Source organism: Paenibacillus sp. IHB B 3415 (assembly GCF_000802655.2).
Classification (GTDB): Bacteria; Bacillota; Bacilli; order Paenibacillales; family Paenibacillaceae; genus Paenibacillus_AQ; species Paenibacillus_AQ phytohabitans.
In genome coordinates, this window is record NZ_JUEI01000011.1 from 14,871 (window position 1) to 41,002 (window position 26,132).

26 protein-coding genes are annotated in these 26,132 nt (G+C 52.9%); 7 read left to right on the plus strand and 19 right to left on the minus strand.

The window, feature by feature from the left end:
- Window positions 1–429: 429 nt before the first annotated feature.
- Both QW71_RS06235 and QW71_RS06240 read right to left on the minus strand, forming a co-directional pair.
- Entirely contained in the window at window positions 430–978 is a 549-nt protein-coding gene (locus QW71_RS06235; RefSeq protein ID WP_039294944.1) for a TetR/AcrR family transcriptional regulator, read from the minus strand.
- A gap of 424 nt (window positions 979–1,402) precedes the next feature.
- Window positions 1,403–2,662 carry a nitric oxide synthase oxygenase gene (locus QW71_RS06240; RefSeq protein WP_039294947.1) on the minus strand — a complete coding sequence of 420 codons (1,260 nt, stop codon included), beginning with the start codon at window positions 2,660–2,662 and terminating at the stop codon, window positions 1,403–1,405.
- Window positions 2,663–2,743: 81 nt separating this feature from the next.
- On the opposite strand from QW71_RS06240, the gene QW71_RS06245 reads away from it, so the two are divergent.
- A complete protein-coding gene (locus QW71_RS06245; RefSeq protein WP_039294950.1) occupies window positions 2,744–3,067 on the plus strand; it encodes a putative quinol monooxygenase in 324 nt (107 codons plus the stop codon).
- 140 nt (window positions 3,068–3,207) lie between these two features.
- Here the strand turns inward: QW71_RS06245 and QW71_RS06250 are convergent, their stop codons facing one another.
- The 7 genes from QW71_RS06250 to QW71_RS06280 form a co-directional block, all read right to left on the minus strand.
- On the minus strand, window positions 3,208–4,050 hold the full coding sequence (locus QW71_RS06250) for an EcsC family protein (RefSeq protein WP_039294952.1): 843 nt from the start codon (window positions 4,048–4,050) through the stop codon (window positions 3,208–3,210).
- A gap of 342 nt (window positions 4,051–4,392) precedes the next feature.
- A complete protein-coding gene (locus QW71_RS06255; protein ID WP_039294955.1) occupies window positions 4,393–4,674 on the minus strand; it encodes a hypothetical protein in 282 nt (93 codons plus the stop codon).
- Window positions 4,675–5,183: 509 nt separating this feature from the next.
- Window positions 5,184–6,605 (minus strand): hypothetical protein, encoded by a 1,422-nt coding sequence (locus QW71_RS06260; protein ID WP_039294957.1) that lies wholly within the window; start codon window positions 6,603–6,605, stop codon window positions 5,184–5,186.
- A 172-nt stretch (window positions 6,606–6,777) separates the two neighbouring features.
- On the minus strand, window positions 6,778–7,326 hold the full coding sequence (locus tag QW71_RS06265; protein WP_039294961.1) for a hypothetical protein: 549 nt from the start codon (window positions 7,324–7,326) through the stop codon (window positions 6,778–6,780).
- A gap of 74 nt (window positions 7,327–7,400) precedes the next feature.
- Window positions 7,401–9,392: an FAD-binding protein gene (locus QW71_RS06270; protein WP_039294963.1), complete on the minus strand. Its 1,992-nt coding sequence runs from the start codon at window positions 9,390–9,392 to the stop codon at window positions 7,401–7,403.
- A gap of 121 nt (window positions 9,393–9,513) precedes the next feature.
- Window positions 9,514–10,356: a MerR family transcriptional regulator gene (locus QW71_RS06275; RefSeq protein ID WP_039294966.1), complete on the minus strand. Its 843-nt coding sequence runs from the start codon at window positions 10,354–10,356 to the stop codon at window positions 9,514–9,516.
- Between the two features lie 93 nt (window positions 10,357–10,449).
- The gene (locus QW71_RS06280) at window positions 10,450–10,899 is read right to left on the minus strand and encodes a YdeI/OmpD-associated family protein (protein ID WP_039294968.1); all 450 of its coding nucleotides are present in this window, start codon (window positions 10,897–10,899) and stop codon (window positions 10,450–10,452) included.
- Window positions 10,900–11,039: 140 nt separating this feature from the next.
- Here QW71_RS06280 and QW71_RS06285 point away from each other — a divergent pair, with 140 nt between their 5' ends.
- A complete protein-coding gene (locus QW71_RS06285) occupies window positions 11,040–12,131 on the plus strand; it encodes a GIY-YIG nuclease family protein (protein ID WP_039294971.1) in 1,092 nt (363 codons plus the stop codon).
- Window positions 12,132–12,319: 188 nt separating this feature from the next.
- Here QW71_RS06285 and QW71_RS06290 read toward each other — a convergent pair whose 3' ends face one another.
- Window positions 12,320–13,054 (minus strand): SDR family oxidoreductase, encoded by a 735-nt coding sequence (locus tag QW71_RS06290; protein WP_039294974.1) that lies wholly within the window; start codon window positions 13,052–13,054, stop codon window positions 12,320–12,322.
- A gap of 156 nt (window positions 13,055–13,210) precedes the next feature.
- On the opposite strand from QW71_RS06290, the gene QW71_RS06295 reads away from it, so the two are divergent.
- The gene (locus tag QW71_RS06295) at window positions 13,211–14,137 is read left to right on the plus strand and encodes an AraC family transcriptional regulator (RefSeq protein WP_039294978.1); all 927 of its coding nucleotides are present in this window, start codon (window positions 13,211–13,213) and stop codon (window positions 14,135–14,137) included.
- Window positions 14,138–14,438: 301 nt separating this feature from the next.
- Here QW71_RS06295 and QW71_RS06300 read toward each other — a convergent pair whose 3' ends face one another.
- A complete protein-coding gene (locus QW71_RS06300; protein ID WP_039294980.1) occupies window positions 14,439–15,308 on the minus strand; it encodes an AraC family transcriptional regulator in 870 nt (289 codons plus the stop codon).
- Between the two features lie 224 nt (window positions 15,309–15,532).
- Between QW71_RS06300 and QW71_RS06305 the strand changes: the two genes are divergently transcribed.
- Window positions 15,533–16,135: an RNA polymerase sigma factor gene (locus QW71_RS06305; protein ID WP_235441406.1), complete on the plus strand. Its 603-nt coding sequence runs from the start codon at window positions 15,533–15,535 to the stop codon at window positions 16,133–16,135.
- On the plus strand, window positions 16,092–17,030 hold the full coding sequence (locus QW71_RS06310) for a hypothetical protein (RefSeq protein ID WP_039294987.1): 939 nt from the start codon (window positions 16,092–16,094) through the stop codon (window positions 17,028–17,030). The genes QW71_RS06305 and QW71_RS06310 overlap by 44 nt, the downstream gene beginning before the upstream one ends.
- A gap of 209 nt (window positions 17,031–17,239) precedes the next feature.
- On the opposite strand, the gene QW71_RS06315 is transcribed toward QW71_RS06310, so the two are convergent.
- The 3 genes from QW71_RS06315 to QW71_RS41220 all read right to left on the minus strand — a co-directional run bounded on the left by QW71_RS06315 (window position 17,240) and on the right by QW71_RS41220 (window position 19,319).
- Entirely contained in the window at window positions 17,240–18,475 is a 1,236-nt protein-coding gene (locus tag QW71_RS06315) for a dienelactone hydrolase family protein (protein ID WP_052769915.1), read from the minus strand.
- A gap of 141 nt (window positions 18,476–18,616) precedes the next feature.
- On the minus strand, window positions 18,617–19,051 hold the full coding sequence (locus QW71_RS06320) for a DUF3021 family protein (protein ID WP_039294990.1): 435 nt from the start codon (window positions 19,049–19,051) through the stop codon (window positions 18,617–18,619).
- Between the two features lie 16 nt (window positions 19,052–19,067).
- Window positions 19,068–19,319 (minus strand): LytTR family DNA-binding domain-containing protein, encoded by a 252-nt coding sequence (locus QW71_RS41220; RefSeq protein ID WP_231575254.1) that lies wholly within the window; start codon window positions 19,317–19,319, stop codon window positions 19,068–19,070.
- Here QW71_RS41220 and QW71_RS41225 point away from each other — a divergent pair.
- The gene (locus QW71_RS41225) at window positions 19,278–19,643 is read left to right on the plus strand and encodes a hypothetical protein (protein ID WP_235441407.1); all 366 of its coding nucleotides are present in this window, start codon (window positions 19,278–19,280) and stop codon (window positions 19,641–19,643) included. The two genes, QW71_RS41220 and QW71_RS41225, sit on opposite strands and share 42 nt — an antisense overlap.
- A 36-nt stretch (window positions 19,644–19,679) precedes the next feature.
- Here QW71_RS41225 and QW71_RS06330 read toward each other — a convergent pair whose 3' ends face one another.
- The 5 genes from QW71_RS06330 to QW71_RS06350 form a co-directional block, all read right to left on the minus strand.
- The gene (locus QW71_RS06330; protein ID WP_039294995.1) at window positions 19,680–20,498 is read right to left on the minus strand and encodes an ABC transporter ATP-binding protein; all 819 of its coding nucleotides are present in this window, start codon (window positions 20,496–20,498) and stop codon (window positions 19,680–19,682) included.
- On the minus strand, window positions 20,498–21,529 hold the full coding sequence (locus tag QW71_RS06335) for an iron chelate uptake ABC transporter family permease subunit (RefSeq protein ID WP_039294998.1): 1,032 nt from the start codon (window positions 21,527–21,529) through the stop codon (window positions 20,498–20,500). The genes QW71_RS06330 and QW71_RS06335 overlap by 1 nt, the downstream gene beginning before the upstream one ends.
- Entirely contained in the window at window positions 21,526–22,566 is a 1,041-nt protein-coding gene (locus tag QW71_RS06340; RefSeq protein WP_039295001.1) for an iron ABC transporter permease, read from the minus strand. The genes QW71_RS06335 and QW71_RS06340 overlap by 4 nt, the downstream gene beginning before the upstream one ends.
- Window positions 22,559–23,653 carry an iron-siderophore ABC transporter substrate-binding protein gene (locus QW71_RS06345; protein WP_039295004.1) on the minus strand — a complete coding sequence of 365 codons (1,095 nt, stop codon included), beginning with the start codon at window positions 23,651–23,653 and terminating at the stop codon, window positions 22,559–22,561. The genes QW71_RS06340 and QW71_RS06345 overlap by 8 nt, the downstream gene beginning before the upstream one ends.
- 515 nt (window positions 23,654–24,168) lie before the next feature.
- A complete protein-coding gene (locus QW71_RS06350; RefSeq protein WP_039295007.1) occupies window positions 24,169–25,023 on the minus strand; it encodes an SDR family oxidoreductase in 855 nt (284 codons plus the stop codon).
- A gap of 229 nt (window positions 25,024–25,252) precedes the next feature.
- On the opposite strand from QW71_RS06350, the gene nudC reads away from it, so the two are divergent.
- The gene (nudC, locus tag QW71_RS06355) at window positions 25,253–26,125 is read left to right on the plus strand and encodes an NAD(+) diphosphatase (RefSeq protein WP_039295009.1); all 873 of its coding nucleotides are present in this window, start codon (window positions 25,253–25,255) and stop codon (window positions 26,123–26,125) included.
- Window positions 26,126–26,132: the final 7 nt, after the last annotated feature.

The window sequence follows — 26,132 nt, forward strand, 5'->3', positions numbered from 1 at the left end:
ATTGAAAATTGTTGTATAAAAGGCAGCATTCCATCTGATTCAGGCGGCTAAGCGGAACAATTCATGTATTTCGTACAACAATAATTACGAATCCCTCCATATCCATGAGCTCAAGTTGTAATACGTACAACATTATCTTATTCGTGGCTACTTCCCTACGCTCAGAATGAAAATGGTGGGCACGTACCACTATTTAGTTGCGTTCAAGCTTTGCTTGTTCTTTGCTTGTTCTTTGCTAGTTATCCATTGCATTATTAAGTTATTGATCAGTCACTACCTAAACTTAAAAAAATGATGATCCAGATGGATCGGGGATTAGGCGGCTGACTCTTACCTTTCGTGCTTACCTGTTGCTCTGAATATTGCTTAATCCACCTACTACGCTCGATGCACCGTTACTTCCGATCATCCTCCTGCCCGCGCCTATGCTTACAGATGCTTCGGCTTCAGCTCCGGCATTCCCAGCGTGAGGGCGATATTGCAGAGCATACCGTTAGCCATGAAGGTGCTCACCTCCACCTCAGGATGCGCAAACCCTGCTGCCGAGAACTTGCTCTCCATCAGACGGGTTACCTCCAGGATTCCAGCCTGCATCGACTGGCGGATAGCTTCATCCCGGATGCCGATCGCCTGCACCTGCAGAATAATCTCATCCGGATGGGTCTTCATCAGTTGCTCGTATACCTGAATGGCTTCTGCAAGTAACTGGTCTGCAGGAGCCTGAAGCCCTGAGAAGGTGCGGAGAATCCGTTCAAAAGCCCGCTCCAGCGCAGCAATGAACAGCTCCTCCTTATTCTTAAACAGCTTGAAGATATACGGCTGGGATATCCCCACCTTCTCGGCCACCTGCGCGGTTGTAGCCCGGTAATATCCATGTTCTGCAAACACAACCACAGCCGACTCCAGAATCTGCTCCCTGCGGTTTACGGGAACGGTCTCCTCTCCTTTGGAACGGATAGTGCCCGATTGCTTGTTCATATAGGTCTCCCTTTCTGCCGGAATGATAGGTGATCGTTTGGCTGTCTTTAGGTTATTGATCAATCACTTCCTTGTTTAGCAGTATATACTTCAATCTTTAAATAATCAACCCTGCTGCCGGAAAAATAAATATTAAACAAAGTCTCCCGGAGAGCAATCAGCACCTCACAAAGGTTAATTAAGACCCTCACCTCACTCACCGTTTCCGGCTAAATTCGCCTTTGTATTAGCAGCTGCAAAAATGAAAACAAAAGCAACTATTGCCTACCGACATACAGCCAAGCCCTTTCGCCTTGACAGCCGTGCAGCCTGAATCGAATCGCGCATCGCCGCACCAGCCCCCCTTTCAACCGCGTGCAGGGAGATTGCACGCGGCGCTAAGCCAATTATTTCCCATATAATTATTTATTTTGCCGGACCGGAGTTAGTGAGGGTGATGGAAAGGACATGTCATTGCTTCGGCGGCGCCCTGTTGTTCAGACTCCGCTGCCGGTTCATCCGTCTCCGCATGCAACGAGGCAGAGCCGCCAGCTTCACTGGATGGACCGGCTGCTACATCTAACTTGTCCGCGTACGCCTTCTTCTGGTACATGAAGCGCGGACTTAGATACAAATCTCTCATGGTGTTATCGTTCCAGATCGGTGTGGACGAAGGCGACATCGGGGGAATCAGCCAGCCCCATTTGCCTGATACTTCACGCCCCTCCCGCTTCTCCTGTTCCTGGAAGCGGACGAACTGATCTGCCGCTGTATGGTGATCTACAATACTGACCCCGGCCTGCTTGAAGGAATGCAGTACCGCGCGGTTCAGCTCCAACAGCGCACGGTCTTTCCACAGCGAGGTATTAGTCGAACGGTCCAGGCCCAGCAGATCAGCCACTGCCGGCAGGCGGTTATAACGTTCTGTATCCCCCAGATTCCGGGAGCCGATCTCCGTTTCCATATACCAGCCGTTGAAGGGCGCCGCCGGGTAACGGATGCCGCCGATCTCCAGGCACATATCCGAGACAACCGGAACGGGGTACCAGCGCAGGCCCAGCTCTGGGAACCGTCCGATCTCCGGATGAGTGAGCGGAATCTCCTGCACAAGTCCCGGCGGGACGGGGAACCAGCGGGGTTCCTCCCCGCCGATGCTGATGACAAGCGGCAGAATATCGAAGTCCCCGCCTGCCCCTTGCCAGCCCAGCTTCCGGCAGACCGCAGTGAACTCATCTGAAGCCGGATCACCGGCACGCGGCTGCTCCCCGTCCCCCGGATAGCCGGCATAACGGATCAGCTGATGATTCCAGATCCGGATAGCTCTATCCGGCTGCTCTCCGCTGCGGAATACGGTTATGACCGGCCGGATCCTGCCACCGTTATCCGCATGCTCCACATGCCGTAATAGCGCCTCGGCCACTTCCTCCACAGTCTCTGCCCCGCGCGCGTCAATCACTGCAAGTGAATGCCAGAACAGTCTTCCGATACAGCGGCTGTTATGACGCCAGGCCATACTCGCCCCATGGGTCAGTTCTTCCTCCGTATGTATATAGGTGCCCGTAAGAATCACCTCTTCATGTATATCTGCAAGACGCCGCTCCCGCTCACTCTCGGACTTGTCCAGCTCCTGGTAACATGCAGTGATGAAGGCTTCCGCCTGCCCGATTAATTCATCAATGTTAGGCTGCTGATCTATTCGATTCATTCTTTCACTCCTTGTTTCTGGTAAAATAATGTTGATCAACTCCGCTATTGGAGCGGATAACTACATGCTGGGGTGATGAGGTTGAGCAAATTCGGAATGTACGCGAAATTCACCGCTAAACCGGGTGAACGGGAGGCATTGGCTGCCATTCTGCTGGAAGCCGCAGCGGCGGCTGAGCCTGTCCAAGAGTGCGAGCTGTATATCGTGAACCTCTCGGAATCAGAGGCGGATATCCTCTGGGTCACAGAAGTATGGAGCAGTGCGGAAGCGCATGCTGCTTCCCTTGCCCTGGAGGCCACCCGTGCCACGATCCAGCGGGCCATGCCGCTGATTGCCGGAGTCGAGCCGGTCAAGCTAATACCTGTGGGCGGAAAAGGGCTGGCGTTCGGTTCAACTGCCCCATAGGCGGCTGAACCCTTATACCTTCCCTGAGATAGAGGCAAGGATTACTGCCTAGGGCTGCATTCCTTGCCTCTATTTCATGATGCCCGCCTTGCTGACAGCCCCGCTGCCATCCATACGCAGTTCCGCTTCAATCAGAGCACTTATTTCAGCTCCAGCTCAGCCAGCCTGGCGATAATCCGTCTTTTGCGGTATAGCATACGGGCAGCCTCCGTCACATCCTCCAGCGTCTTCCGGTTGAGATACGCGCCAAAGAACATGCCTGCAACCGGAACAGTCTGGAGCAGCTTTTTCCAGCCCCAATTGTCACGGTAGACCATAACAACCTCTTTCCAGCCCTGAATCTTCGAGACTGCCGCGTTCGTTCCGGCAATGATGTTGCCGTCCCCGCCGGCCTGCAAATTCAGCTCCCGCAGAATCGTCCGCTTGCCGACAATATCGGAGGATGCGAATTGCATCACCTTCACAGTGAATATCCGTTCCGCCTTATCCGTCGGATCGTAGCCATAGCATAGGCCAATCTCCTGGATGGCCTTCAATGAAAGGCCGAGCACAGCCGGAATATCGGCAGCAAGGGTGAAGATTCCGCCGAAGCCGGTAGTTGCCCCTTGGGCAGTTGCCGTATTCCGGCTCCTCTCTGAGAGCCGGAGCGCTGCCGCATCCATCACAGCCAGCGGATACGGCCCGGTGCCGGTACCCCCGGCTGCCACGCTTGCCTCCCCGATCAGCGTGCCTACCTTGCGCCCGGCAACCAGATAGTTGCCGCCATTCTGGATGTAGCTGCCCAGCTCATCCAGCAGCTTGCCTACCTTCTCATGAATAATCTTCGGTGTGATTTTATCAAGCAGCTTGAACGGCAGGCGGGTAATCCGGTCCCAGATCATCAGCTTATTCTGCTCTTTCTCCCACTTGGCAATCCGGGCAAGCTCCGCATGCAGTGTCTCCGGTGTCTCCAGCGGTACCCGTGAATCATTAGCTTCCGGCATATTTATGCCTCCCTTGAATGATGGTCTTGTCATGTTTGTTGCGTCTGCGTCTTAGTGGTATTACTACGTAGCCTTTCCCTGATCCGGTTCACGTAAATTATAGATGTGCCTGATACCTTATAACCTTATTCACTCCGAATGATTGCACAAGTTTGCATAAGCTGGCCCCTAATTAGATAAATAGCAAACAGGCATTCCCGGAGTAAATCCGGAAATGCCTGTTGCAGCAGTAACGCAGGTGCTTAATAGCCTGCCGAATTCAGGCCAGCTTCAGACTCGGTGCAGATCACGCTGGCTATTGCTCAGGCTTTAGCTCTGGCTTTAGCTGCGGGCTTGCGGGCTTTAGCTACGGGCCTTGCCGCCAGGTTCGTCCAGTGAAGCGAGTCTGCGTTTCTCTTCGGCCAGCCTGTCTTCAGTCAAGTCTACACCGTGTCCGCCGACTGATCCTTCGGGAGCATGGCGAACAGCTTCCTCCGCATGCTCCAGGCTATTCTCCGCCTGGCCCTTCATCTGTTCCGTCGGATGGCTTAACGCCTGAGTTACAGCGTTATGCAGCTTGGTCACAGAATCCTGCGCCTGATCCACTGTGCTGTTCGTCCGCAGACTGGATTCGTAATGCTTCATAAGTATACTTCCCCCTCAATCACGGTTTCTGTTCTTCTCTAGGATGGATTGGGGGCGTGAATCTTATGCAGGAATCCTGACAGCCGGTCAGCTTAGGGCTGATATTTGCAGGGTTGTGCTGAACAGTAACGGCAACTTATCGTGAGTGAAATCCTGGCTTAACCGGTAGCGTTCATTGTCCCCTTGTAGCTCAGTTCATTTCCTTACGGACCGTAGAGACGTTATTACCCTCGTAACGCTGACTTTCCCCTCCATGCGGACTGGAGGGACCTTATTCCTGCATAAGGAGGGCCAAGCAACTCCCGATGCACTCAATAACGGCGCTGGTGTCCACAACACCGCCAGAACATATGAGATTACCTAAATAACGTCCCTGGTGTCCATAAGCGCATACGGCGGCGGACTGTGATATGAGGCTTATAACATAAATTAGCAGCGAGAGCTTGACTCCCGGGCAGGCGGCATTATCCGGGGCTTTGCGTGCAGCCGCCGCGAACCTTGAGCGGCGGCTACACCAGAAACATGGCGGTTAGAGTCATCGCCGCCAGACCCAGCAGGACCGGCTTCAGATTGCGCCGGGCCAGCTCGAAGGGGCTGACGCCGCAGATCGCCGCGGCGGGAATGAGCGCCCACGGGATCAGGGTGCCGCCGCCGACCCAGATGGCGGCTACCTGCCCAAGGGCGGTCAGGGTCGCCGCGCCGGAATGGATCGCGGCGGCGAACAGCCCGGCAATCGAGCCGGCCAGCGAGATGCCGGAGAAGCCGGAGCCGTCGAGACCGGTGATCGCGCCGATCACCGTCAGCGTCACGGCTCCCACGGCGCCATTAAGCGGCACGTGATCCGCCAGGGCAACGCCCAGGTCGTTCACGATGCCGTGCGAGCCGTCCGGCAGCACCTGGCCGAACAGCCCGGTGAAGGCCGAGTCGCCAAGATAGAAGAAGGCGGCGATCGGGATGACCGGTCCGAAGACCTTGAAGCCGAATATGAATCCTTCAATGAGATAAGCCGTGATTTTCTCCAGCCCCTGGCCTTGGCCGCGGTGGGCCAGCAGGGTAACGACAATCAGGATCAGCACGGCGGTTCCGCCGACCAGAGCTGTAGCATCACCGCCCTGCAGGTGCAGCATGAACATGGCTATCACATCCAGGAGGAAGAGCAGCGGGATGGCGATGGCCAGCGCTTTTCGAAGCCCGGCGCTCATGAGTACCGGCCCGTCATCGCCCGTCCCGGCTGCAGACAACGGCCCTGCTGTGCCTTGGGCAGTGACCAGGCCGTCTCTCCACGTTCCATTCTTCTGGTCTCTGCGCATCATCCAGAAGGCAGTGACAGTAGTTACAACCCCCATCACGATAACCAGCGGAATACTTGCCTGCATGACGCTGGATACCGGAAGACCGGCAGCATCCGCAGTCAGCTTCGGCGCTCCCTGGATAATATAGTCGCCGGAGAGGGCGATCCCGTGCCCGAACAGATTCATTGCCACCGCTGCACCAAGTGCAGGCAGGCCGACCCGGACAGCGACAGGCAGCAGGACTGCACCGACCAGTGCCACCGCAGGGGAAGGCCAGAAGAAGAAAGAGGTCACCATCATGATCAGCCCGATCCCCCAATAGGCCATCGCTGGTGTGCGCAGAAACCGGGTGAGCGGGGATACCATCGTCTCGTTGATGCCTGTAATAATCAGAATCCTGCTCATCGCCACAATAATGGAGATAATCATAATGGTGCCGAGCAGCTCTTTGGTAGCATATACGAAGGAGTTGAAGATTCCCGACACCGATCCGCTGAGTGTAGCCGTTGCCAGCAGACCCAGCGCAAAAATCCCGGTCACGCAGATCATTGTCGTATCACGCCGCCGGATCAGCAGGGCCAGAATGAACACAATAAACACTAAGTACACCCAATGAATCGCCGTAAGCTGGATACCCATTATCCTGCGCGCCCCCTTTCCACTTCCTTATAGCAAGCTCAGTGCTATATGCTATGCAGGGGCATAGGCTGGTGTTCGTACAACCGGGCACGGCTGCGCCATCCTTATAAAAAAAGACCCCGGAATCCACGCAAAACGCGGATTCTGAGATCAATATATAGGTGTTTCTCTATTAAGACTGCCGGTTTGCCCTCCGCGCCCGGATGAAGGCCAGCTGCTGCAGCCGGTCCTGGGTGGAGCTTCCGCTCCACAGGCCAGGCTGACCGGCAGGGCCCCCGCTGCTCTTCCCTGCTTTTTCCGGTGAAGGGGCAGTAAGGGACAGGGTACAAGTACCATCCCTGTAGATGATCAGGCTATGATCAGCAGAGAGGTGATCTTTGGCGACATACTCATCGATGTAGCCGTATATTTTTCTTAAGGTCACCGGATCTTTGCTCATCTGCTGCAGGATATTCGGGGCAATCACAATCTCCCGCACATCATCCCGGGCTCCCTTGCCGGCACTGTCCGCACCCTTGCTCCCGTCCTTGGACACCGCTGTGATCCGAACAGACAGGCCGTATTTCTTCCTGATTCTGCGTGCCTGATCTTCAATGGCCGCAGCAACAGCTGCCAAAGTCTCCGAAAAACTAAGAACAGACGACTCTGCCGAAGCATGGGCCTCCTGATGCGGTGAACGGGTCAGCGAAGCGGCTTGAATCCGGGATATGGGAATATACATCGAACATTCCTCTTCTCGATAAAAGTTCAGGACAACTCTTTATCGGTGAAAAGAAGGAGATTGCTTAAACTGTTCTATTCTGTGCCCAGTGCGCCCGCCGCCGCATCCTCGCCGCCAAGCCGCCCGGAGGTGAAGGAATACCCCAGTCCGACGCCATTCCCTACATAAGTATCGTTAAAGAGTACGCCTTCGGACTCCACGCCCACGGCATATAGTCCCTTGATGGGCACACGCTTGTCATTCAGCACCTGGAACTTGGTATTTACAAGCAGGCCGCCCACCGAGCAGAGATTGTTGATCTCGGAAATAATTGCATAATACGGGCCGCTCTCACCCATCGGAAGCAGATATTCCTTCTTTTTGCCGAACTCGGTATCGATGCCGGTCTTCGCCGCTTCCTGATACAGCTTAAAGTCAGCAGCGAATACCGCAACGTCCATACCCGCATTCTTCGCCAGCTCCTCCAGGGTACTGCCTTTGAAGCCGTCACCGTTGGCAACCATGGACTCGAATACTTTATCCGCATCCTTCCAGGGCTGGTCCAGCGTGAATTTATCGGCAAAAGAAGCATAGAATTCCGGCGGCATTCCCGGCAGTCCGGGTGCCTTCAAGCCATTCATCCCCTTGGCCTTGAGGGCATCAATCTGCGCCTGCGAGAGGATGACCAGATGATAGGCTCCGTTAAAAGCACTCGTGTTCGCCGCTGCTACTGCGGTAAGTGTTGCCGCTTCATCTCGGAATCTCGCACCGGAAGGGCCGACATTCATCAGCGTTGGCAGGTAGGAGAGCATCAGCGGATAGCTGGCTTCGAACGGCTCATACTCCGCCTTCAGCTTGTCCGTTGCTCTGGCCAAGGTCTGGTGAAGCATTTGTCCCCCGAAGTTATCGGGAACCTTCGCCCCAATATCCCAGGACATTTGCAGCCCTTCGCCGATATTCTGTCCAAGTCCGCCATTGACGCCTTCGAAGCCGAAGGCTTCCTTGACCATCTCTTTATTGCCGGCATAACCGCCGGTAGCCATGACAATGCTTTTGCCGGTGATCTCAAGCACAGTTCCATCCGCCTTCCCGGCAACCACTCCGGTAACCTCACCATTGCTGCCTGTAATCAGCTTCTGGGCTGTTGTTTCGGTGATTACCTGTCCGCCGCCCTTTTCCACGGATTCTGCAAGCATCGCCTTCAGCAGATCCTGGCGGGTGTCATAGGCCGGTAACATATGCAGCTGTTCTCCGCCAAAGTTAAGGAAGGTAGTGGTGTAGCCCTTGCCAGTCAGCCAGTCATAGGTTTCACCCGACTTGGTCACGTACTGGCGGATTGCCGCTGCGTCTACTCTCCAGTGATTATTAACGATCCAGTCGCCAATCTCCTTCTCTACTTCCACTTTAAGTCCGCTGCTGACAGCGGCTGAAGAGTTGTAGAACTTACCTGCCCAGGACAGATTGCTTGCTCCGCCAATCGTAGCTGTTTTCTCAATAAGAATGACCTTTGCGCCTTTATCGGCTGCAGAGACTGCTGCAGATACGCCGGATGCGCCTGCACCCACGACAACGACATCCGCAGACAGCTGCTCCGTCTTGCCTTCTCCCGATTTCACTACGGCTCTCGATTTAAAAGCCTCCACGTTGCCGCCCGCCTGCTTCACCGCATCTTCAACGGCTGTCAGGATCGCCGTGCTCGACTCCGAAGCACCGCTGACTGCATCTATGGCCAGGGTCTGGCCGTCAATAATCTCTTCCTTAATCTTATTAATGGCCTCCACGCCGATGCCGGCCGTTTCGTTCTGGCTGACCACCTGGATATCCGTGATTACGGATTCGGCGTCGAGTGTAACCTCAACCTGAATCTTGCCGTCTTTGCCGTCAGCTTCCGCTTTATAGGTTCCCGCTTTAAAAGCTTCCGGTACCGCACTTGTATCCGCCGGCTGCGTAGCCTCCGGTGATGCTGAAGGCTGCTCCGATGCTGCCGGTCCGGCTGAATTATTGCCGCTGCAGCCGCTGATGAGCGACAGAACCAGGATCAGACATACGCTTACTTTTAACAACGGCCGTACTGCTTGCTTATGCATTATTTCTCCCCCTGTGTGGTTAGTGCAGCCCCGCTTCTTTCTCTATAAGAACTGCTGACTACGCACAGAGTGTAAACCTTGGTACAGCACCAAGGTCAATGAAATATATGTGAAATATTTCTCAAAGTATAAAGGCGGGCGGTTCCGTTTCTGCTTGTTTTGCCGGAATATTGATCTCCAGATAGGTTTTGTTGCAGCTGTTCGTGCGCTCTGTAAACAGGATTTTACCGCTGATATCCCCGCTGACCGTATACTTCTGCGCCTTCGCATAATCCAGCATGAATCCGAAGGACTCCCGTTCGAGGTATTCCTCATAGGTGCTGACAATCACTGCAGAGATGCAGGTTGCCGGCTCCAGATACTCCACACTGTCATTCAGGCAGACCTCAAGCTTCTGCTGATCCTCTTCCAGCAGGGCAAGCCCCCAGCTGTAATCCAGCTCTTCGGTTCCATAGATGCATTCTGTATTCTCAATACGGAAGGAATAGAAGGTGAACGGCAGCAGCTCCATCCAGGCCTGGACGGTTCTTTTGAGGCCATCCTTCTGCAGCAAATGGTTCTTGTTCGTCTGCTGAATCCGGTACATACCCGGCACTTGCTTGATTTTGCAGGTATAAAAGGATTCGCTGATCCCCCCAAGCTCGGCATGGATCTCCTGAATCTTATTCAGCAGCAGCGTGCTGCGGCGTATCTCTTCTTCCAGCTGCATTCCGGCAGCCGCTATCGACTCCACCACTTGCTCGGAAGGTGCGTCTTTAATCAGACCGGCCACATCCTGAAGCGGAATCTGCATACTCCGGTACCATCTGCTCGACAGTAAATTGCGCGCGTCCAGATCATTGAAATACCGGTAATTGTTATGCTGATCCTTCATCGGCCGGACAATATCATGTTTCTCATATAAGCGCAGTGTATCTGCCGTCACCCCTAGAATTGACGCGAATTCACCGATAGAATATTTCATCAGCAGCCCCCCAGCTTACTTGATCCCATTCTTTCATCAATTCAATGATAGAGGGTTTAGCCGGGAGACTTTGTGGATTATGTCACACGGGTGCTACTGCGCCTTGCCTTCGCTCAGGCTCGCCATCGTCTTATTGAGCCGCCGCTGCCGCGTTTCTGCCGTCTTGGCATCCTCAATCGAGAGGACAAACCGCCGTTTGTTCGTGTAGGATAATCCGTCCCAGAACTGCTTCGCTCCGGCATGCTGCTCCAGCTCCGCAGCCAGATCAGCCGGCACTTCCACTTCACGCGGCTGGGTATCCAGCGCAAGCTCGACTTCGATCTCATCACCGGCACTGACACCGGCGCCCTTGCGGTGCTCCGCACTGAGCGGAATCATGAACTGCCCGCCCATCGTCGCCACCGTGCTGGAATAGCTATATTCCCCGATCGTTACCTTCACCGCCGGCTTCTTGCTTGTCCCGAGCTCTTCCACCGCCCCGTCAGGAACCGGTATTCCCGTTGCCGTCTTGCCGCCCAGTATAACGGTTGTCCGGAATTTCATATTTATTACCTCCTGGATAGGCGCTTAGCCATTTTTATCCCCATTGTAGTGCAGGGAATGGAGCTTTTCCAGTCGCCGGTGACGGCGGCATGGTTTATACTTAAAGGTACTGAAGAATGTGACGAACGGAGGCGGCCGCCATGCCCGCGAATCTAACAGAAAAGGTAGCAGACCTCCCTTTATCGCCTGGCGTGTATCTGATGAAGGACAGTCTGGGCCATATCATCTATGTCGGCAAAGCGAAGCAGCTGAAGAAGCGGGTCCAGTCCTATTTCTACAATAACAAAGGACACTCGCCCAAGGTGAAGCAGCTCGTCAAGCATATCCGCGATCTCGAATACAGGCTGACCGATACGGAATTCGAAGCCTTCATGCTGGAATGCCAGCTGATCAAAGAGATCAAGCCGATGTACAACCGCAAAATGAAAAATCCGCTCGCCTACAGCTATATTTCCATCGTGGGCACTGCGCCGTACCGGCAGATCGAAATCGGCTATGAGCCCAGCACACAGGCAAATAGTCTCTCCTATGGTCCTTACACCAGCCGCAGCACCGTGGAGCGGGCTGTACAGGGCATTAAGGAATCGCAGAGAATCCTCTGCAGCAGTTCCCATTCCCGGACTACCCGCTGTCTCAACCATTCGCTAGGCTTATGCATCGGCATGTGCGGGGGCGGTGAGGCTCTGAAGCGGTATGAGGAGATTCTCGGGCAGATCATTTCACTGCTGAACGGGGGCGGCAATTCAATCATAAGCGGACTGGAAGCCCGGATGGAGGAGGCTGCGCTGCGGTTTGATTTCGAAGCAGCTGCCAAGTACCGGGATTACCTCGGGGCGGTCCACTCGCTGCTGCACAAGGAGCAGGTGATCGGCTTCACCGGAGAGAACAAGAATATTATCGTGCTGGAGCCGGTGGACGAGCAGTCCCACAAGCTGATTCTCATCAAGGGCAGCGTGATTCTCTACCGTACCCGGCTGGCGACTGAAGCGCTGGACAGCGGACAGCTTACTAAGATGATTACCTCTGCCGCATTGGAGCATTTCCGCAGCAGCAGCCTGATTGCGGCTACAGAAGAAATGAGCCGCCATAAGATCGATGAGGCCCAGATCATCTACAGCTATCTTAAGAGCAGCTCCGGCAATTACCTTCTGGTCCCGCAGGAATGGCTGGAGGATAAGGATACCGCCGGGCTGGAGGAAGGGATTAACGGGCTGATCGGGAGCGCATTATAACCAGCGCTGATACCGGCTCTCCAGGTGATACAGGAATAGACCGTTAACCTACTCGCTGCAACAATAAATCTCTGCAACAATAACCCGGGACCTCTGCACGCAAGCAGCGGTCCTGGTTTCTAATATAGATGAACATACGGCTGCAGCCTTCCTCTGCTTGAGGGCCACAGGCAGTCCTGACTAATAGGTTACACTTGCGCAGTAGGACGGATCACGATCTCGTTCACATCGATATCATCCGGCTGTTCAATCGCGTAGGCAATGGCACGCGCTACTGCATCCGGTGTCATCGCCAGCTTATCGCGGACGGCGGCAAGCTGATCTCTCACTGCCGGGTCTGTCACACTCTCCGTGAAGCCGGTCTTGACGATACCCGGTGAAATGATGGTGACGCGCAGCTTGTCGCCCGCCTCCTGGCGCAGCCCCTCCGAGATGGCGCGCACGGCGAACTTCGTTCCGGAGTAGACGGACTGGTTAGGAACCGTCTTGTGTCCCGCTGTAGACGCGGTGTTCACGAAATGTCCGTAGCCCTGCTCACGGAAGACCGGCAGCGCTGCGGCAATACCATACAGAACACCTTTGATATTAACGTCAATCATGTCCTCCCAATCCTCGACGCGCAGATCGTCGAGCGGGGAAATAGGCATCACTCCGGCATTGCTGACGAGCACATCTATCTTCCCGTACCGCTCACAGGCAAGTGCAACGAGTCTGCTTAGATCCTCCCGCTGTCTCACGTCCGTGCTTGCATAAACGGCTTCGCCGCCATTGTTCACAATGCGTGCCGCCAGCGCCGCCAGGCGGTCCGCTCCGCGCGCTCCAAGCACTACCTTTGCCCCGCGCTCCGCAAGGAGCAGCGCTGCCGCTTCCCCAATCCCGCTGCTCGCACCCGTAATGACGACAACTTTATTCCCAATGCTCATACTGCATCCTTCTCTCTACGGTCTAATGGCCTTGCCTGTTCATTGTAAGTAAACAGCAGCCCAATCAGGTAGACAGATCGCCTCCGATTCTTGCCTAATCCTCTCCGGTGCGGATATAATTAGCCATTAGACCTTCGCGGAAAGGAGCAGTGAAGCATGAACGACATCTCCTCCCTCTCTACTCTCCCTGCCCATTTACAAGAACTGATTCTGCTTATTCAGCGTCATGCGCCTTCAGAAGGAACACATGCTTCATCCGTGCCGGAGCTATGCTTCAGACGCGCAAGCCAGGTGTCCGAGCCGAGACATTCGGTCAATACGCCTTCGTTATACGTGATTGTACAAGGCTCCAAGACAGCTTCGCTGGCGGGAGATACTTACATATGCAGTCCGGGCAGCTACATGGTCAGTCCGGTGCATCTGCCTGTAGTCGGGATGATTACGGAAGCCTCGCCGGAGCTTCCCTATCTGAGCCTGCAGTTATCTATTCGTCCGGAGGTCATACTGGACATCAGCCACAGCAGCGGTCCGCAGCGGGAAGCAAAGACAGAACGCGGTATCCTGCTGGGCCAATCCGATACACCGCTGCTGGAGGGGCTGGTCCGCCTGGTCCGTCTTCTGGATACCCCTGAGGATATTAAGTTCCTCACGCCGATGATGATCCGCGAGATTCTGTACCGTGTGATGAAAGGGGATCAAGGGGCTATCATCAGCCAATTCTCCATTGCCGGCAGCTATTCGTATAACATTTCCAAAGCTATACATCTAATTAACCGCGATTACTCCAAGCCCCTTGTGATTGAAGAATTGGCGAAGGGAGCCAATATGAGCCCTTCCTCCTTGCATAAGCATTTCAAAAAGGTCACAGCAATCAGCCCCCTGCAGTATCAGAAGGCCATCCGGCTGCAGAACGCACGCCGTTTGCTGCTGTCAGAGGGATTAGAAGCCGCTGACGCGGGCTTTCGCGTGGGCTATGAGAGTCCTTCCCAGTTTAGCCGGGAGTATGTCCGCATGTTCGGGCGTCCTCCCATGAACGATGTTAAGCATCTGCGCAATACCTTAAGTGTTCACGTGGATGAATGAATAGATAAACTGGGAGCTATCTGGCATCGGTTATTCAGATACACATTATTTCAGCAGATTGTTCAAGAAATATGAGGGCTTGAGTAACCCTATTACGGTATATGCTGTATGCTTAATTGCACTTTGTACAACTAAATCTTCTGATTTATAACCGATTATCTGTTTAGTTGTATTTCGTACAATTAAACTGCCATTTTAACCCTGGTCATCCCCTTTAGGGCAGATTTAGTTGTACAGACTGCAGTTATAAGAGGCAAGCAACCCTTTTCGCTGTTTTTAATTGTACAAAATACAACTATCATTAAGCGGACTTTTTAACAACGGGAATCCAGACTTCCATTTCATACATGTTATTGCCCCGGTCATACGTCATTTCAAACTCAGGACCCTCTGTGGCTTCATAATTCGAGCCCGGGAACCATTCCCCCCAAATACGCTTCCATAAATCATGAATATCGCTTTCACCATCAGGATAAACGCCGGTCGTGAAAATTGCGTAGGTTTGCGGAGGGATTTGCAGCTGTTCGAAGCCTTCCGGCAAGCCGCTTTCGGGTACAAAATATCCGATCATGTATGAAGATTTCTCACCCTGCTTGTTATACATTACCGCATGAATTTGGCCGTTCTCCCCCAGTCCTGCGGCAGCCCGAATCCGGTCCACATCTCCGCCAGCAATACACCGGGTCCAAAAGGCAGGGATTTCAATAAACGGATTCTCGCCATCGGCATTAATTACAGTAGATACGCCAAACATTTCAACAGCTTGTTTTTCTTCGATTTTATAGTTCACTTCTACATCTCCCCGAATTGAAAGTTGAAAGGATAACCGGGGATAAGCCTTAAGTGAGACGCCCTTGTCGCGCGCTGACATTGGCATTACACCATGCATTTTTTTGAACGCTCTGGAGAAGGCTTCGGGAGATTCGTAACCATACTTCATAGCGATGTCGATAATCCGGGTTCCGCCTTGCTGCAGTTCAAAGGCTGCAAGGGTCATCCTTCTGCGCCTGATATACTCTGAGAGCGGCACATCAGTTATGAACGAGAACATCCGCTGAAAATGGTACGTTGAGCAGCAGGCAATCCTGGCCGCCTGATTGAAATCAATCACATCAGCCAGATGTTTTTCTACATATTCCATTGCGTTATTCATGCGGTCCAGCCACTCCATACCGGTCCCTCCTTTCAAGTCTGATTATAGGGGAGGATGAGACAGGAAACCTTGCAATCCATGCACCGAAATATCATGTTCGATACTGCTTCTATAGAATCCTCTAACCGGGACGTTTATTCCAGCCGCAAAGGCTAGGGAGTTATTTGTCGTATCTCTTTCAAAAATTTAGCCGGCAATGTCACAATATGAACAGATGGTTCGTTGTACAGAGCATAAAGGGGGTGAGAAGCTTGGAGAACGCCGATCTGCAGGAACGGATTTCAGCCGTGCTGGCAGGGGATATCCAGAAATTCGAGGGCATTATGCAGGCTTATCAGCGGCCGATTTTCTTCTATTGCTATCATATGCTGGGCCAATATAACGAGGCGGAGGACTGCGGACAGGAAGTGTTCCTGAAGGCATACCGCTCTTTGGGACAATATGATCCTAATCTCCCCTTCGGCGCCTGGCTGTACACCATTGCCTATAACCAGTGTATTGATGTGATCCGCAAGCGCAAGCTGACGAAATACTTGAGTCTGTTCTACCGTGATGACCAGGAGAACCGGCCGGTCGATCAGCATATGGAGGCTAATTACCCGGACGCTGCGGTGCAGCAGGCGATGGCTATGTTAACGGCTGAGGAGCGTAACTTACTGCTGCTGCGCACCGTGGAGGAGCTGAGCTATCAGGAAATCAGCCGGATGCTTCACCAGAATACCGCGCGGCTGCGCAAACGATATGAACGTTCGGCCAAGAAATTCAGGAAGTATTACGCTCAGGCGAAAGGAGTGAAGCATTATGGATACGGACAAGGATCAGGAGCTGAAGGAACTTCTTCATAACCCGCGATTTTCCCATCCGGATATATCCGGGGAAGTGATGAAGAGGTTATACGCAGGACATCAAGTGAAGGGGGCCTTCTGGATGAAACATAAAATTAACCTATTGGTGGTTGCGGGCATGCTGCTCACAGCTTCCACCGGATTTGCAGCCGTTCAATATCATTCGCTGAAGAACAAGCAGGGTGAGGTCGTATATCAGGTCAAGCCCGCGAAGGCGTTCCCTGCCTATGAGGAGGAAGAGCTGCAGCGCTTGAACCTCAGCCATGAATTAGGCGAAGCTTTGCTTGAGAAGGGTACCGCTGCTATCTTCTACGTCTTGGACCATAACCCGGACGGGAAGCTGGATACGGAGTACAAACCGTTAGTCTATACCGACCTGTCTTCGCTCCGTAATAAGTTATCGGCTCAATCTTTGACCGTTGCCGACAAGCTTCCGGGAGGTTATGAATTCCAGACAGCCACCGCTTACTTCAAACCGGTCACCCTGCTCCACCCGCCTACCCCGGACGAAGAAAAGGCTATAGCTGATCAGCTGCGCAAGCAGGCCGAGGCAGCGGGCAGAAACTACGGGATAATGCCGGTAGAGCTGTCGGACCAAATCCTCCATTTAACTGCGGTCTATAAGCAGGGAGAACAGGAAATTAAGGTGACAACAACAAGAAGCGAAGGCGAATTCACGGCTTATGTAGATGAACAAGTGGATTTCACCGCAGAAAAAGCAGTCGTCAACGGTACTGAAATGATCTTCACCAAGTATAAAGGCGGCAATAGCCTAACGTGGTCAGCCGCGGTTCCGGGAAGTAGGGACACCTATCAGTACCAGATTGATGAGATGAGCGGACAATTCTTAAGCAAAGAAGCACTGATCGCCATCGCGAAGCCGCTTCTGCATTGAAAAGAATACGAATTCTTTTCCCGGATGTACCTCCAGGTTCAGCAAACTATATTCAGATATTTCTTAGCTTACGATTTGAACATAGCCCGGCTTGAGGTCTGGGAATTAAATACCCGCGCAGCCGGGCTATACAGATCCTTGGGATTCACCGAGGTGGAGCAACGGACCATGTTCCCGGGGATCACCTTATAGCCGCCGCTGCATTGCTATCAATACACCGCCTGCGGCTCAAAGCGGCCGGTACCTTTTAACGTATAGTCAAAAAACTGCAGAATCAGCGCATTCATCGTCTCTATGCAGTAATACTTATCAATATCTGCTTGCCCGCGCTGCAGCTTATTCGCAAGGATAGGCGAGAACAGCGGAAGATCGGTCAGGCTTAAGTGCTTGGCGCCTTGAAAATGAACGGTATACGCATCCTTAAAGTTTGGATTATCGGTCTCATTCGCCGCGTAAGCCGAGTTCCTCCCGAGCTGTTTCCATACATCGTCCGTATAAATGTTCAGCAGCGGTACGTGATAAGGTTCATTTTTTGCCGCCAACTCATTCATCTCAGGGTCATACACAAGCTCGCTGAAGAACGGGGCATCGAGATTCACCACAGCATCCACATCGCTGCGCTCCCGGCCGAGCGCCACGCTTGCCGCACCGCCCATGGAGTGGCCGAACACGCCAATTTGCTCAGTGTCGATCAGCTGATATACGGGGTCCTGGTCACTTACTGCCTTCTCCAGGATCGTATCGATCACCAAATTCATATCCCCGGTCCGCAGCTTCATCCATTTTTGCGTAAGTCCGTACAGCTCTTCCATCGTGTAGATGCCATCTTTGTTGGAATCGTTATGCTCCCGCAGATAATCTGCATTAACCATAGTGATCTTCCCGTCCACGCTCTGTGTATAAAAGGAATGGTAAGGATGATCGATAGAAACTACTACATAGCCGTGACTGGCCAGCTCCGTAAACGTTGAAGTGTTGCTTTCCCTGATTCCGTATGCCCCATGAGAAAAGACCACCAGCGGATAGGTACCCCCGGCATTGCCCGGATACCAGAATTCCACATTCACAAACCGGTTCTCCCCGGTATCCGTAAATTCTTCAATCCGGTTAGGGTCAGTATACGTGTAAACAGCCGTTCTGACCTCATATTCCCCGGTCACTTCAGGTGCCCGGTACTGCGGGAATAGAATGGGCGGTATAAGTGCGATTAGCAGTGCCACAGCGGTTATAATGATTTTCCACACCCTGGATGAACGTTTGGGCGTACGGGGCTTCGCCTTACTTCGGATAAGATCAATTGAACCCTTCAGCGCAAAAATGAACAGCAGTGCTGCCAGCAGTACCCAGCTGAAGCTCCAATCGATAACAGGGGACAGTGTCAGAATAACGAATACGATAAACAGGGTAATTCTAATCCAGCTTTTGAGCTTGCCAAGGCTGTGCATAGGGGGATTCTCCTCTTCCAGTTAAGTTATGACCTCATCATAAAAAACTGCGAAAAGGGTGTATATAGATTTACGGTAAGCTGTAGCTACAGGGCAATAAGATGCAGAATAACCCCACAAAGTGGGGCACTGGCTTCGGGATTAATCGTGAATTTCTTGCTTAACAGCCTTAAGTCTCTCGTTAATTTGCTCTGCTTCCTTCTTATCCTTCCCATAGGACAGCACCCGGACTACGGCATATACCACGGCAATTTGGAGTGCAAGAAGGAGTGCGCCGGGCACACCAGTCACAACTCCGATCAGGCTGGCAAGGGAGATCAACAGAATCTCCAGGGTGAGAAAATGAACAACGATTCTAACACGCATGGCCCGCTCGCTTATCTCATGTGGAGTGTACCAGATGATTCCCGTTAATGCCCCAAGCAGGGAAAAGCCCATAATCGTATAGATCGATATCAGGTCAAATGCGAGCTCCGGGATATAAATCTGCCGCAGCACTGTAATGATAATCATGATGGATGCGAAGATGATCAGAAAATCGCGGATGATGTCTTTGACAAAATCAGATAACTTCATGCTGTGATCCCTCCCCCTATAATCCAAGTCTTTGTTTGAGTGCCGGCACATACTGTCTTGATATCACTACACGTTCCCCGTTATCAAGCAAAGCTGTGAACCGGCCGCTGAGGGACGGACGCACACTGGCAATCTTGGCGATGTTCAGAATCGTGGATTTGGAGGCGCGGAAGCAGTTCTTGTCTCTGCATAGCTCCTCCAGCTCATACAGCTTCTGCTTCACTTCATGGACCTGATTCTCGCTGTAGACAAATACTTTGCCGTCCACGGCTTCAAAATAATAGACATCACTGAGCTTGATACGGCTGAGCCGATCCTCCTGATATCCCAGGATGATCAGGGTTTCTGTCTTCAGCTTATTTACGATTTCAGAGATCTCTTCATCGACTTCATGGCACCGGATGCGGATCTCCTCTTCTTGCTCCCTGCTGATTTGCTCGATGGAAATTTTGATAGGATCACCTGCAATAGTTCAGATTCAATTCCCGCTGCCTGTTTCATTCTCATGATAAGGGAACGGTCTGATAGCTACAAGGGGAAGGATACACAAAAAGCTGTCCTCCGGTTTGACCGGTCGGACAGCTTGGTATGAAACGGGGCCTGCCAGGGATGTGATGCCTGCCAGTGCTTACTTTAGAGCATTCGCCTGCCTATCATGATACCGTCCTCTGGGTACGACCAGCGGAGAGCCCGAGACCGGATCAGCGATTACCGTGCAATCCAGCCCGAAGATCTCTTTGACCCGCGTGCCTGTAATCACCTCTGCAGGCGTACCGGCAGCGACAAGCTTACCCGTGTGAAGCGCAAAAATATAGTCGGCATACCGCGCAGACAGGTTGATATCATGCAGCACCATTACAATCGTCGTTCCGTGCTTGCGGTTCAGATCGGTGAGCAGATCGAGAATCTCGACCTGATAGGTAATATCCAGGAAGGTCGTCGGCTCATCGAGAAACAGGATGTCCGTCTGCTGGGCCAGCGCCATGGCGATCCAGACACGCTGCTGCTGGCCGCCCGAGAGCTCATCGATGTTATGATTGGCAAATTCGGTGATATTCATAATCTCCATCGCTTCGGCAACAGCCTCATAATCCTTCCTGGACCATCCGCCAAGCAGGGACTGATGCGGAAATCTGCCCCGTCCCACCAAGTCGGCGACAGAGATTCCTTCCGGAACAATCGGAGACTGCGGCAGGAGCCCAATTACGCGGGCCAATGGTTTGGCGGGCATTTTGGAGATCGGCTTGCCGTCGAGGGTAACCTTACCCGAGGTTGGCTTGATAAGTCTGGCCATTGTTTTGAGCAGCGTGGACTTGCCGCAGCCGTTCGAGCCGATAATTACACTGATTTTATGATCAGGAATCACCAGGTCTACACCGTGGATAACCGTCTTATTCTCATAGCCCGCTACGAGCTGCTCGGCCCCGAAATGATGTGTCTTGTTCATTATAACTCTCCCTTTCGATTCATCCGGATTAACAGGAAGATCAGATATGGCGCTCCGAGTAATCCGGTAATGATGCCTACAGGGAATCTGTACTCAAAAGCAAATTGTCCGATCAGATCGGACGCCAGAACCAAATTAACTCCGACAAGACCCGCCGGAAGGATATTCGAGGCACCTGTTCCAACGAGTCTCTTCGCGATCGGCCCCGACAGGAAGGAGACAAAGGCAATCGGTCCTGTAGTAGCCGTAGCAATCGCAACCATACAGACAGAACTGACAATCAGCGCAATTCTTGTCTTATCTGTGCTTACGCCGAGCGAGGTGGCCGATTGTTCTCCAAGCTCAAGTATACTCAGATGCTTGCCCAGCAGGATGATGATTGGCGTACAGATGATTACGATGATCACCAGCGGCGGAAGCTCGCGCATTTGTGAGCCGTTGAGACTGCCGGTCAGCCATCTGATGGCTGAGGGAACATCTTTCTCGGAGCTAATCAGCAGCAGATAGGAGATTACAGCATCCAGCATAGCCTGCAAGCCGATCCCGATCAGGATTAACCGCCCGATGGAGAAGGTCTTCCCTCTGGATAGTACATAAATCAGCAGCACCGTGGCCAGACCGGCAATTACCGAAGCAAGGGAGATAACCGCTCCGCTTGCCTGAAGTATGACGATGCAGTACACCGCCGCCGCGCTTGAGCCGGACGTAATGCCAATCACATTCGGGTTCGCAAGCGGGTTACGCAGCATCGTCTGGAAGGTGTATCCCGCTATGCCAAAGGCAAATCCGGCGAACAGTCCCGCCAGCATCCGCGGCAGCCGGATAATATTCACCGCGAAAGAGACTCCCTTGAGCTCCTCTCCGGAGAGCGCCCGGATGACATCTGTCACCGGATAGATCGTATTCCCGAGCAGAAGCATCGCGCAGCACAGAATAAGTGCAAGGACTGCGAGGAGGCTGGTCACCAGTATGCCCCGGCGGTGTCTGCGGCGTCTGCCTGCAATAATATATTCAATCGCCTGATTTGTCATAATGACCGCACTTTCGATTTCATCGCTAATAGAATTAAGATCGGCGCCCCTACAAACGCTGTAACTACACCGACTTCAAGCTCCCCGGGGCTTCCAATAAGCCTGCCGCCTACATCCGATATCGTCAGAATAATGGCTCCGGTAACCGCTGACATAGGGATAACGAAACGCAGGTCTGATCCAAGGATAAGACGTATGACGTGAGTTGATAACAAGCCGATGAAGCCGATCGGCCCGGCCAGGGCGGTAACGGCACCGCATAACAGAACACCTGCAAGCGCCGCAATGAGCCGCAGTGTGCCTGTCCGCACACCCAGACCCGTCGCCACATCATCGCCCAGTGCCAGCGCATTCAGGGCCGGAGCCGTAATGAACGCGATCAGCATACCGGCGAGCAGGAACGGGATAAAGGTCGTAATGCTGCTCCAGGTTCCCGAGCCGACGCTCCCCACCTGCCAGAACCGGAACTGGTCCATAACATAAGAACGCGGAATCATGATGGCTGTGACCAGAGAAGATAAGGCAGCGCTTATGGCAGCACCCGCCAGAATGAGCTTAATGGGCGTGGCTCCGCCACGTCCCATTGAGCCGATTCCGAATACGAATACAGCAGTAATCGCAGCTCCGGCCAGAGCTAACCATATATATTGGTTCGCGGAGCTTATGTTCAAGAACGCAATTCCGCAAACCACAAACAAGGATGCTCCCGTGTTCACTCCCAGTATGCTCGGGTCGGCAATCGGATTGCGGGTAACCGCCTGCATCAGTGCTCCCGATACTCCGAGTGCCCCGCCGCACATTAAACTGAATACCGTCCGGGAAATCCGCTTGCGGACTACGTTTGCCCCGTAGCTGTCCACCTCCGGATGAAATAAACCATCGATCAGTTCATTCCACCCCACGTGACGCGCTCCCAGTACAAGGGAGGCTATCACGCATAAGACAAGCAATACCAGGCAACTCATCAGCACCAGGGTAAAGTTCTTCGGGATATGCAATTTTAGCTGTTTATCGTCCGAAAGCGGTGAACTATTCATTTATTTTATCAATAGCTCCTCCAATTAAGGCAAGGTATTCATCAATCGTGTATGCAATGGACAGCGGGTTAGGCGTACCAGCTGCTACCAGCGGTGTATCACTGTCGATGAAGGCAACCGAACCTCTTTCAATGGCAGGGATTTTGCCCAGCAGCGAATCCTCCTGAAGTGTCTTGAGCAATTCGTCATTCCCATAACCAACGATAAGATCAGCATCGTACAGGGCTTCCACATTCTCTGCGCTTAAGCTCAAAGAGTAGCTGGTAGGGTCAGTGATCTGGGAGGTAATACTTTCCGGGTACACCATTCCAAGCTCATACAGGAACGAGACACGGGAATCCACAGGCGTATAAATATGCAGTTTGGACAGATCCTCAGCGGAGAAGTTAACCCAAACCACTTTTTTACCGTTAATCTGCGGATATTTGCCCGCCTTTTCGTTAACCAGGACTTCGGTGTCCTTGATCAGCAGCTCCCCTTCTGCCTTCATGCCCATCCCTTCTGCATTTAACAGGACCTGCTCGCGCCAGGTGGTTGCCCAAGGAGCCGTCGGATAAGCGACTACCGGAGCGATCTGGCTAAGCGTATCATAGTCTTCCTGTGTAATTCCGGAGTATGCGGCCAGAATGACATCCGGGTCTGCATCCGAGATGGCCTCGAAATCAAGACCGTCGGTATCCTGGAACACATTCGGATCAGTTACATTAAGCTCCTTCAGCTTATCTGCTGTCCAGGGCAACAGTCCGCTGTCATCCTGAACGCCGAAGTTCGCTGCCGAGAAGCCTACAGGTACAACGCCAAGCGCGAGAGCCACATCATGGTTCGCCCATTGAATGGTCACTACGCGTTCAGGCTTGCTCTCAAGTACAGCTTCGCCAAGCGCGTGCTTGATGGTAATCGGATACTGCGTAGCATCCTGGGAGGCTGGTGCTTCTGTAGCAGCCGCTTCAGTAGATGCCGCAGCAGTTGCAGCCGGAGATGGTGAAGCGGCTGAATTAGACTCCTGATTTGAGCATCCAACCAGCGCTATAGTTAGTGCAAATGGAATTAATAATGTTTTCAAAGAGAACTTTCTTGTTGTGTTCATGCGTGGACCCTTCCTTATCTTATAATGTATTTTTTTGTTTTGCTGCTGACTAAACGGCGGAGTGACCCCTCATCCCAAAAAATATTGTGCAACTTTATACGATAATGAGAATCATTATCGATAAATATATAGTTGCCTGGACAGGTTGTCAATGTAAAAAATGGATTTCGCACGAAAAAAACCGCAAGCGTAACACCTAAGCGGCGCCTGCTTGCGGGTAATTTTACGGGTAGGCAGATGGACGAATTGCCTTACCTTACAACCTTTTAGTCAGCGTAATGGAATGATCGGCTTGCACCCGCCATTGTCGGCATCAACAAGGTCATGCTTAACATGGGAATGATCCATTTCTTCATTGTCATCTCGCTTCACTCCTTAGGTTAGTGTTATGAGTGTTACGCGGACGGTTCAGGTATGGATCACCCATAGATCAATAAAAATCCCCACACGCTAGATTTAGCAAGTGGGGATACTTTGAAAGTAGGCATCATAGGACGCTATGCCGGGATAGGAAATTAGGCCAAAAGCTGGCGTACACCTTCACTAAGCGGTGTAAGCGGACGGTTCAGCAGCTTCTCCAGGTCACCGCTCTCGATATTCAGTGCACCGTCGCGGATCGCGCCTTGGATGGCAACTACAATCGGCAGCGCAGCTTCCGGTACACCTGCACCGGCCATGATCTTCGCATAAGTAGCGTCATCTACTTGCTGTACGTTAACCTCTTGCCCCAGTACCTCACCAACCACGGCTGCCAGCTCTGCCTGGGTGAGCGGTGTGCCGGACAATTCGTAGATGACATTCTCACGGCCTTCACCGGCCAGAACCGCGGCAGCCGCCTGGGCATAATCGCTGCGTGTGGCCCAGCCGACCTTGCCGTCTTCTGCTGAGGTCAGCCAAGGAGCGCCGGCTTGGACTGCCTGAATGGAGCCAGCTTCATTCTCCAGATACCAGTTATTGCGCAGGAAGGCATACGGAATGCCGGATTCGCGGATGAACTCTTCGGTAGCACGGTGTACCGGTGCCAGGAACAGGGAGCTGTTATCGGCATCGCCTACGCTGGTATAGACGATGAAGCCTACACCCGCACGGACAGCGGCATCCACAGCGGCCTTATGCTGGCGGATACGTGTATCATTGTCACCGTCTGCCGAGACAATCAGCAGACGCTCTACTCCGGCAAAGGCTGCATCCAGAGTCTCCGGCTGATCAAAATCGCCATGACGGACATCGACTCCGCGTGCTTGCAGCTCAGCTGCCTTCTCCGGATTTCTGACACTGGCTACAATATTCTCAGCCGGTACGGTCTTGAGTAATGTCTCTGCTGCGATGGAACCAAATTGACCCGTTGCTCCTGTTAATGCGATTTTCATTTCAATTCCTCCATTATGAGTATCTTTTATTTGAATAGCAGTTGTTATTTCCCGTAAACATAGGTGATTTACTCTCCTGTAACTATTGTAGTTACATGTTGACGGAATGTCAAATGAATTGTTTCATCAGCTGATGACAGGTATGGAATGTGCATAACGCTGAATGGTTAGCATTCCCTTATCATGCTATTCTTAATAGACAAATTCCCTTTCAGAAAGGTTCTGCATAATGGAGAAACAGAGAGAAAGCATCTATACACGCTATGTTCCGGGATTGACTCCGGAGTCTGAATTCAATGGTGAGGCCTGCCAGCTCATCTTCCAATCCGGCAAGCTGCTCGTTACGGAGCCGCCCTCTGCTCCCGGCATCCCTATGGCCCGCTCCCTTGAAGAGCTGGCGGTCAGGTCGCTGCGCATACTCTACCTAGGCACCTTCGCGGGTCTCCCCTGCTATGCCTCAGAAGTAAGCGCGGAAGCTCCCGAACTGCCGGGCCTCGCTTTCCGTCCGCTGCGCTCCTTATATGGGGTGCTGGAGGAAGACCTGTTCCATCTTGCCGGCAAAGCGCTGCAGCTGCTGGTCTGGGACGGCAATCACCGGTTCTGCGGACGTTGCGGAACCGAGACCGCCCACTCTCTGACGGAACGGTCCCGGATCTGCCCGCAGTGCGGGCTGGTTAGTTACCCGCAGCTTGCGCCTGCCGTCATTACAGCAATCCTGAAAGATAATCAGCTTCTGCTCGCCCATGCTCCGCATTTCCAGAATGGGATGTACGGGCTGATTGCCGGCTTTGTCGAGCCGGGTGAGACCCTGGAGGATTGTGTGCGGCGTGAGACTATGGAAGAGGTCGGCCTGAAGGTCAAGAATATAACCTATTTCGGCAGCCAGCAGTGGCCTTTTCCTAATTCTCTGATGGTCGGCTTCCTTGCAGAGTATGAGAGCGGAGAAATAACGGTCGACGGCGAAGAGCTTGATCATGCCGCATGGTTCCCTACAGATCAATTACCCGTTATTCCGCCGCCGGTCAGCATCGCCCGCGAAATCATCGACTGGGTTGTAGAGCAGCACTCTGAGTCAGGTGCAGCTGCGGACAAGGAATTATAGACGGGAC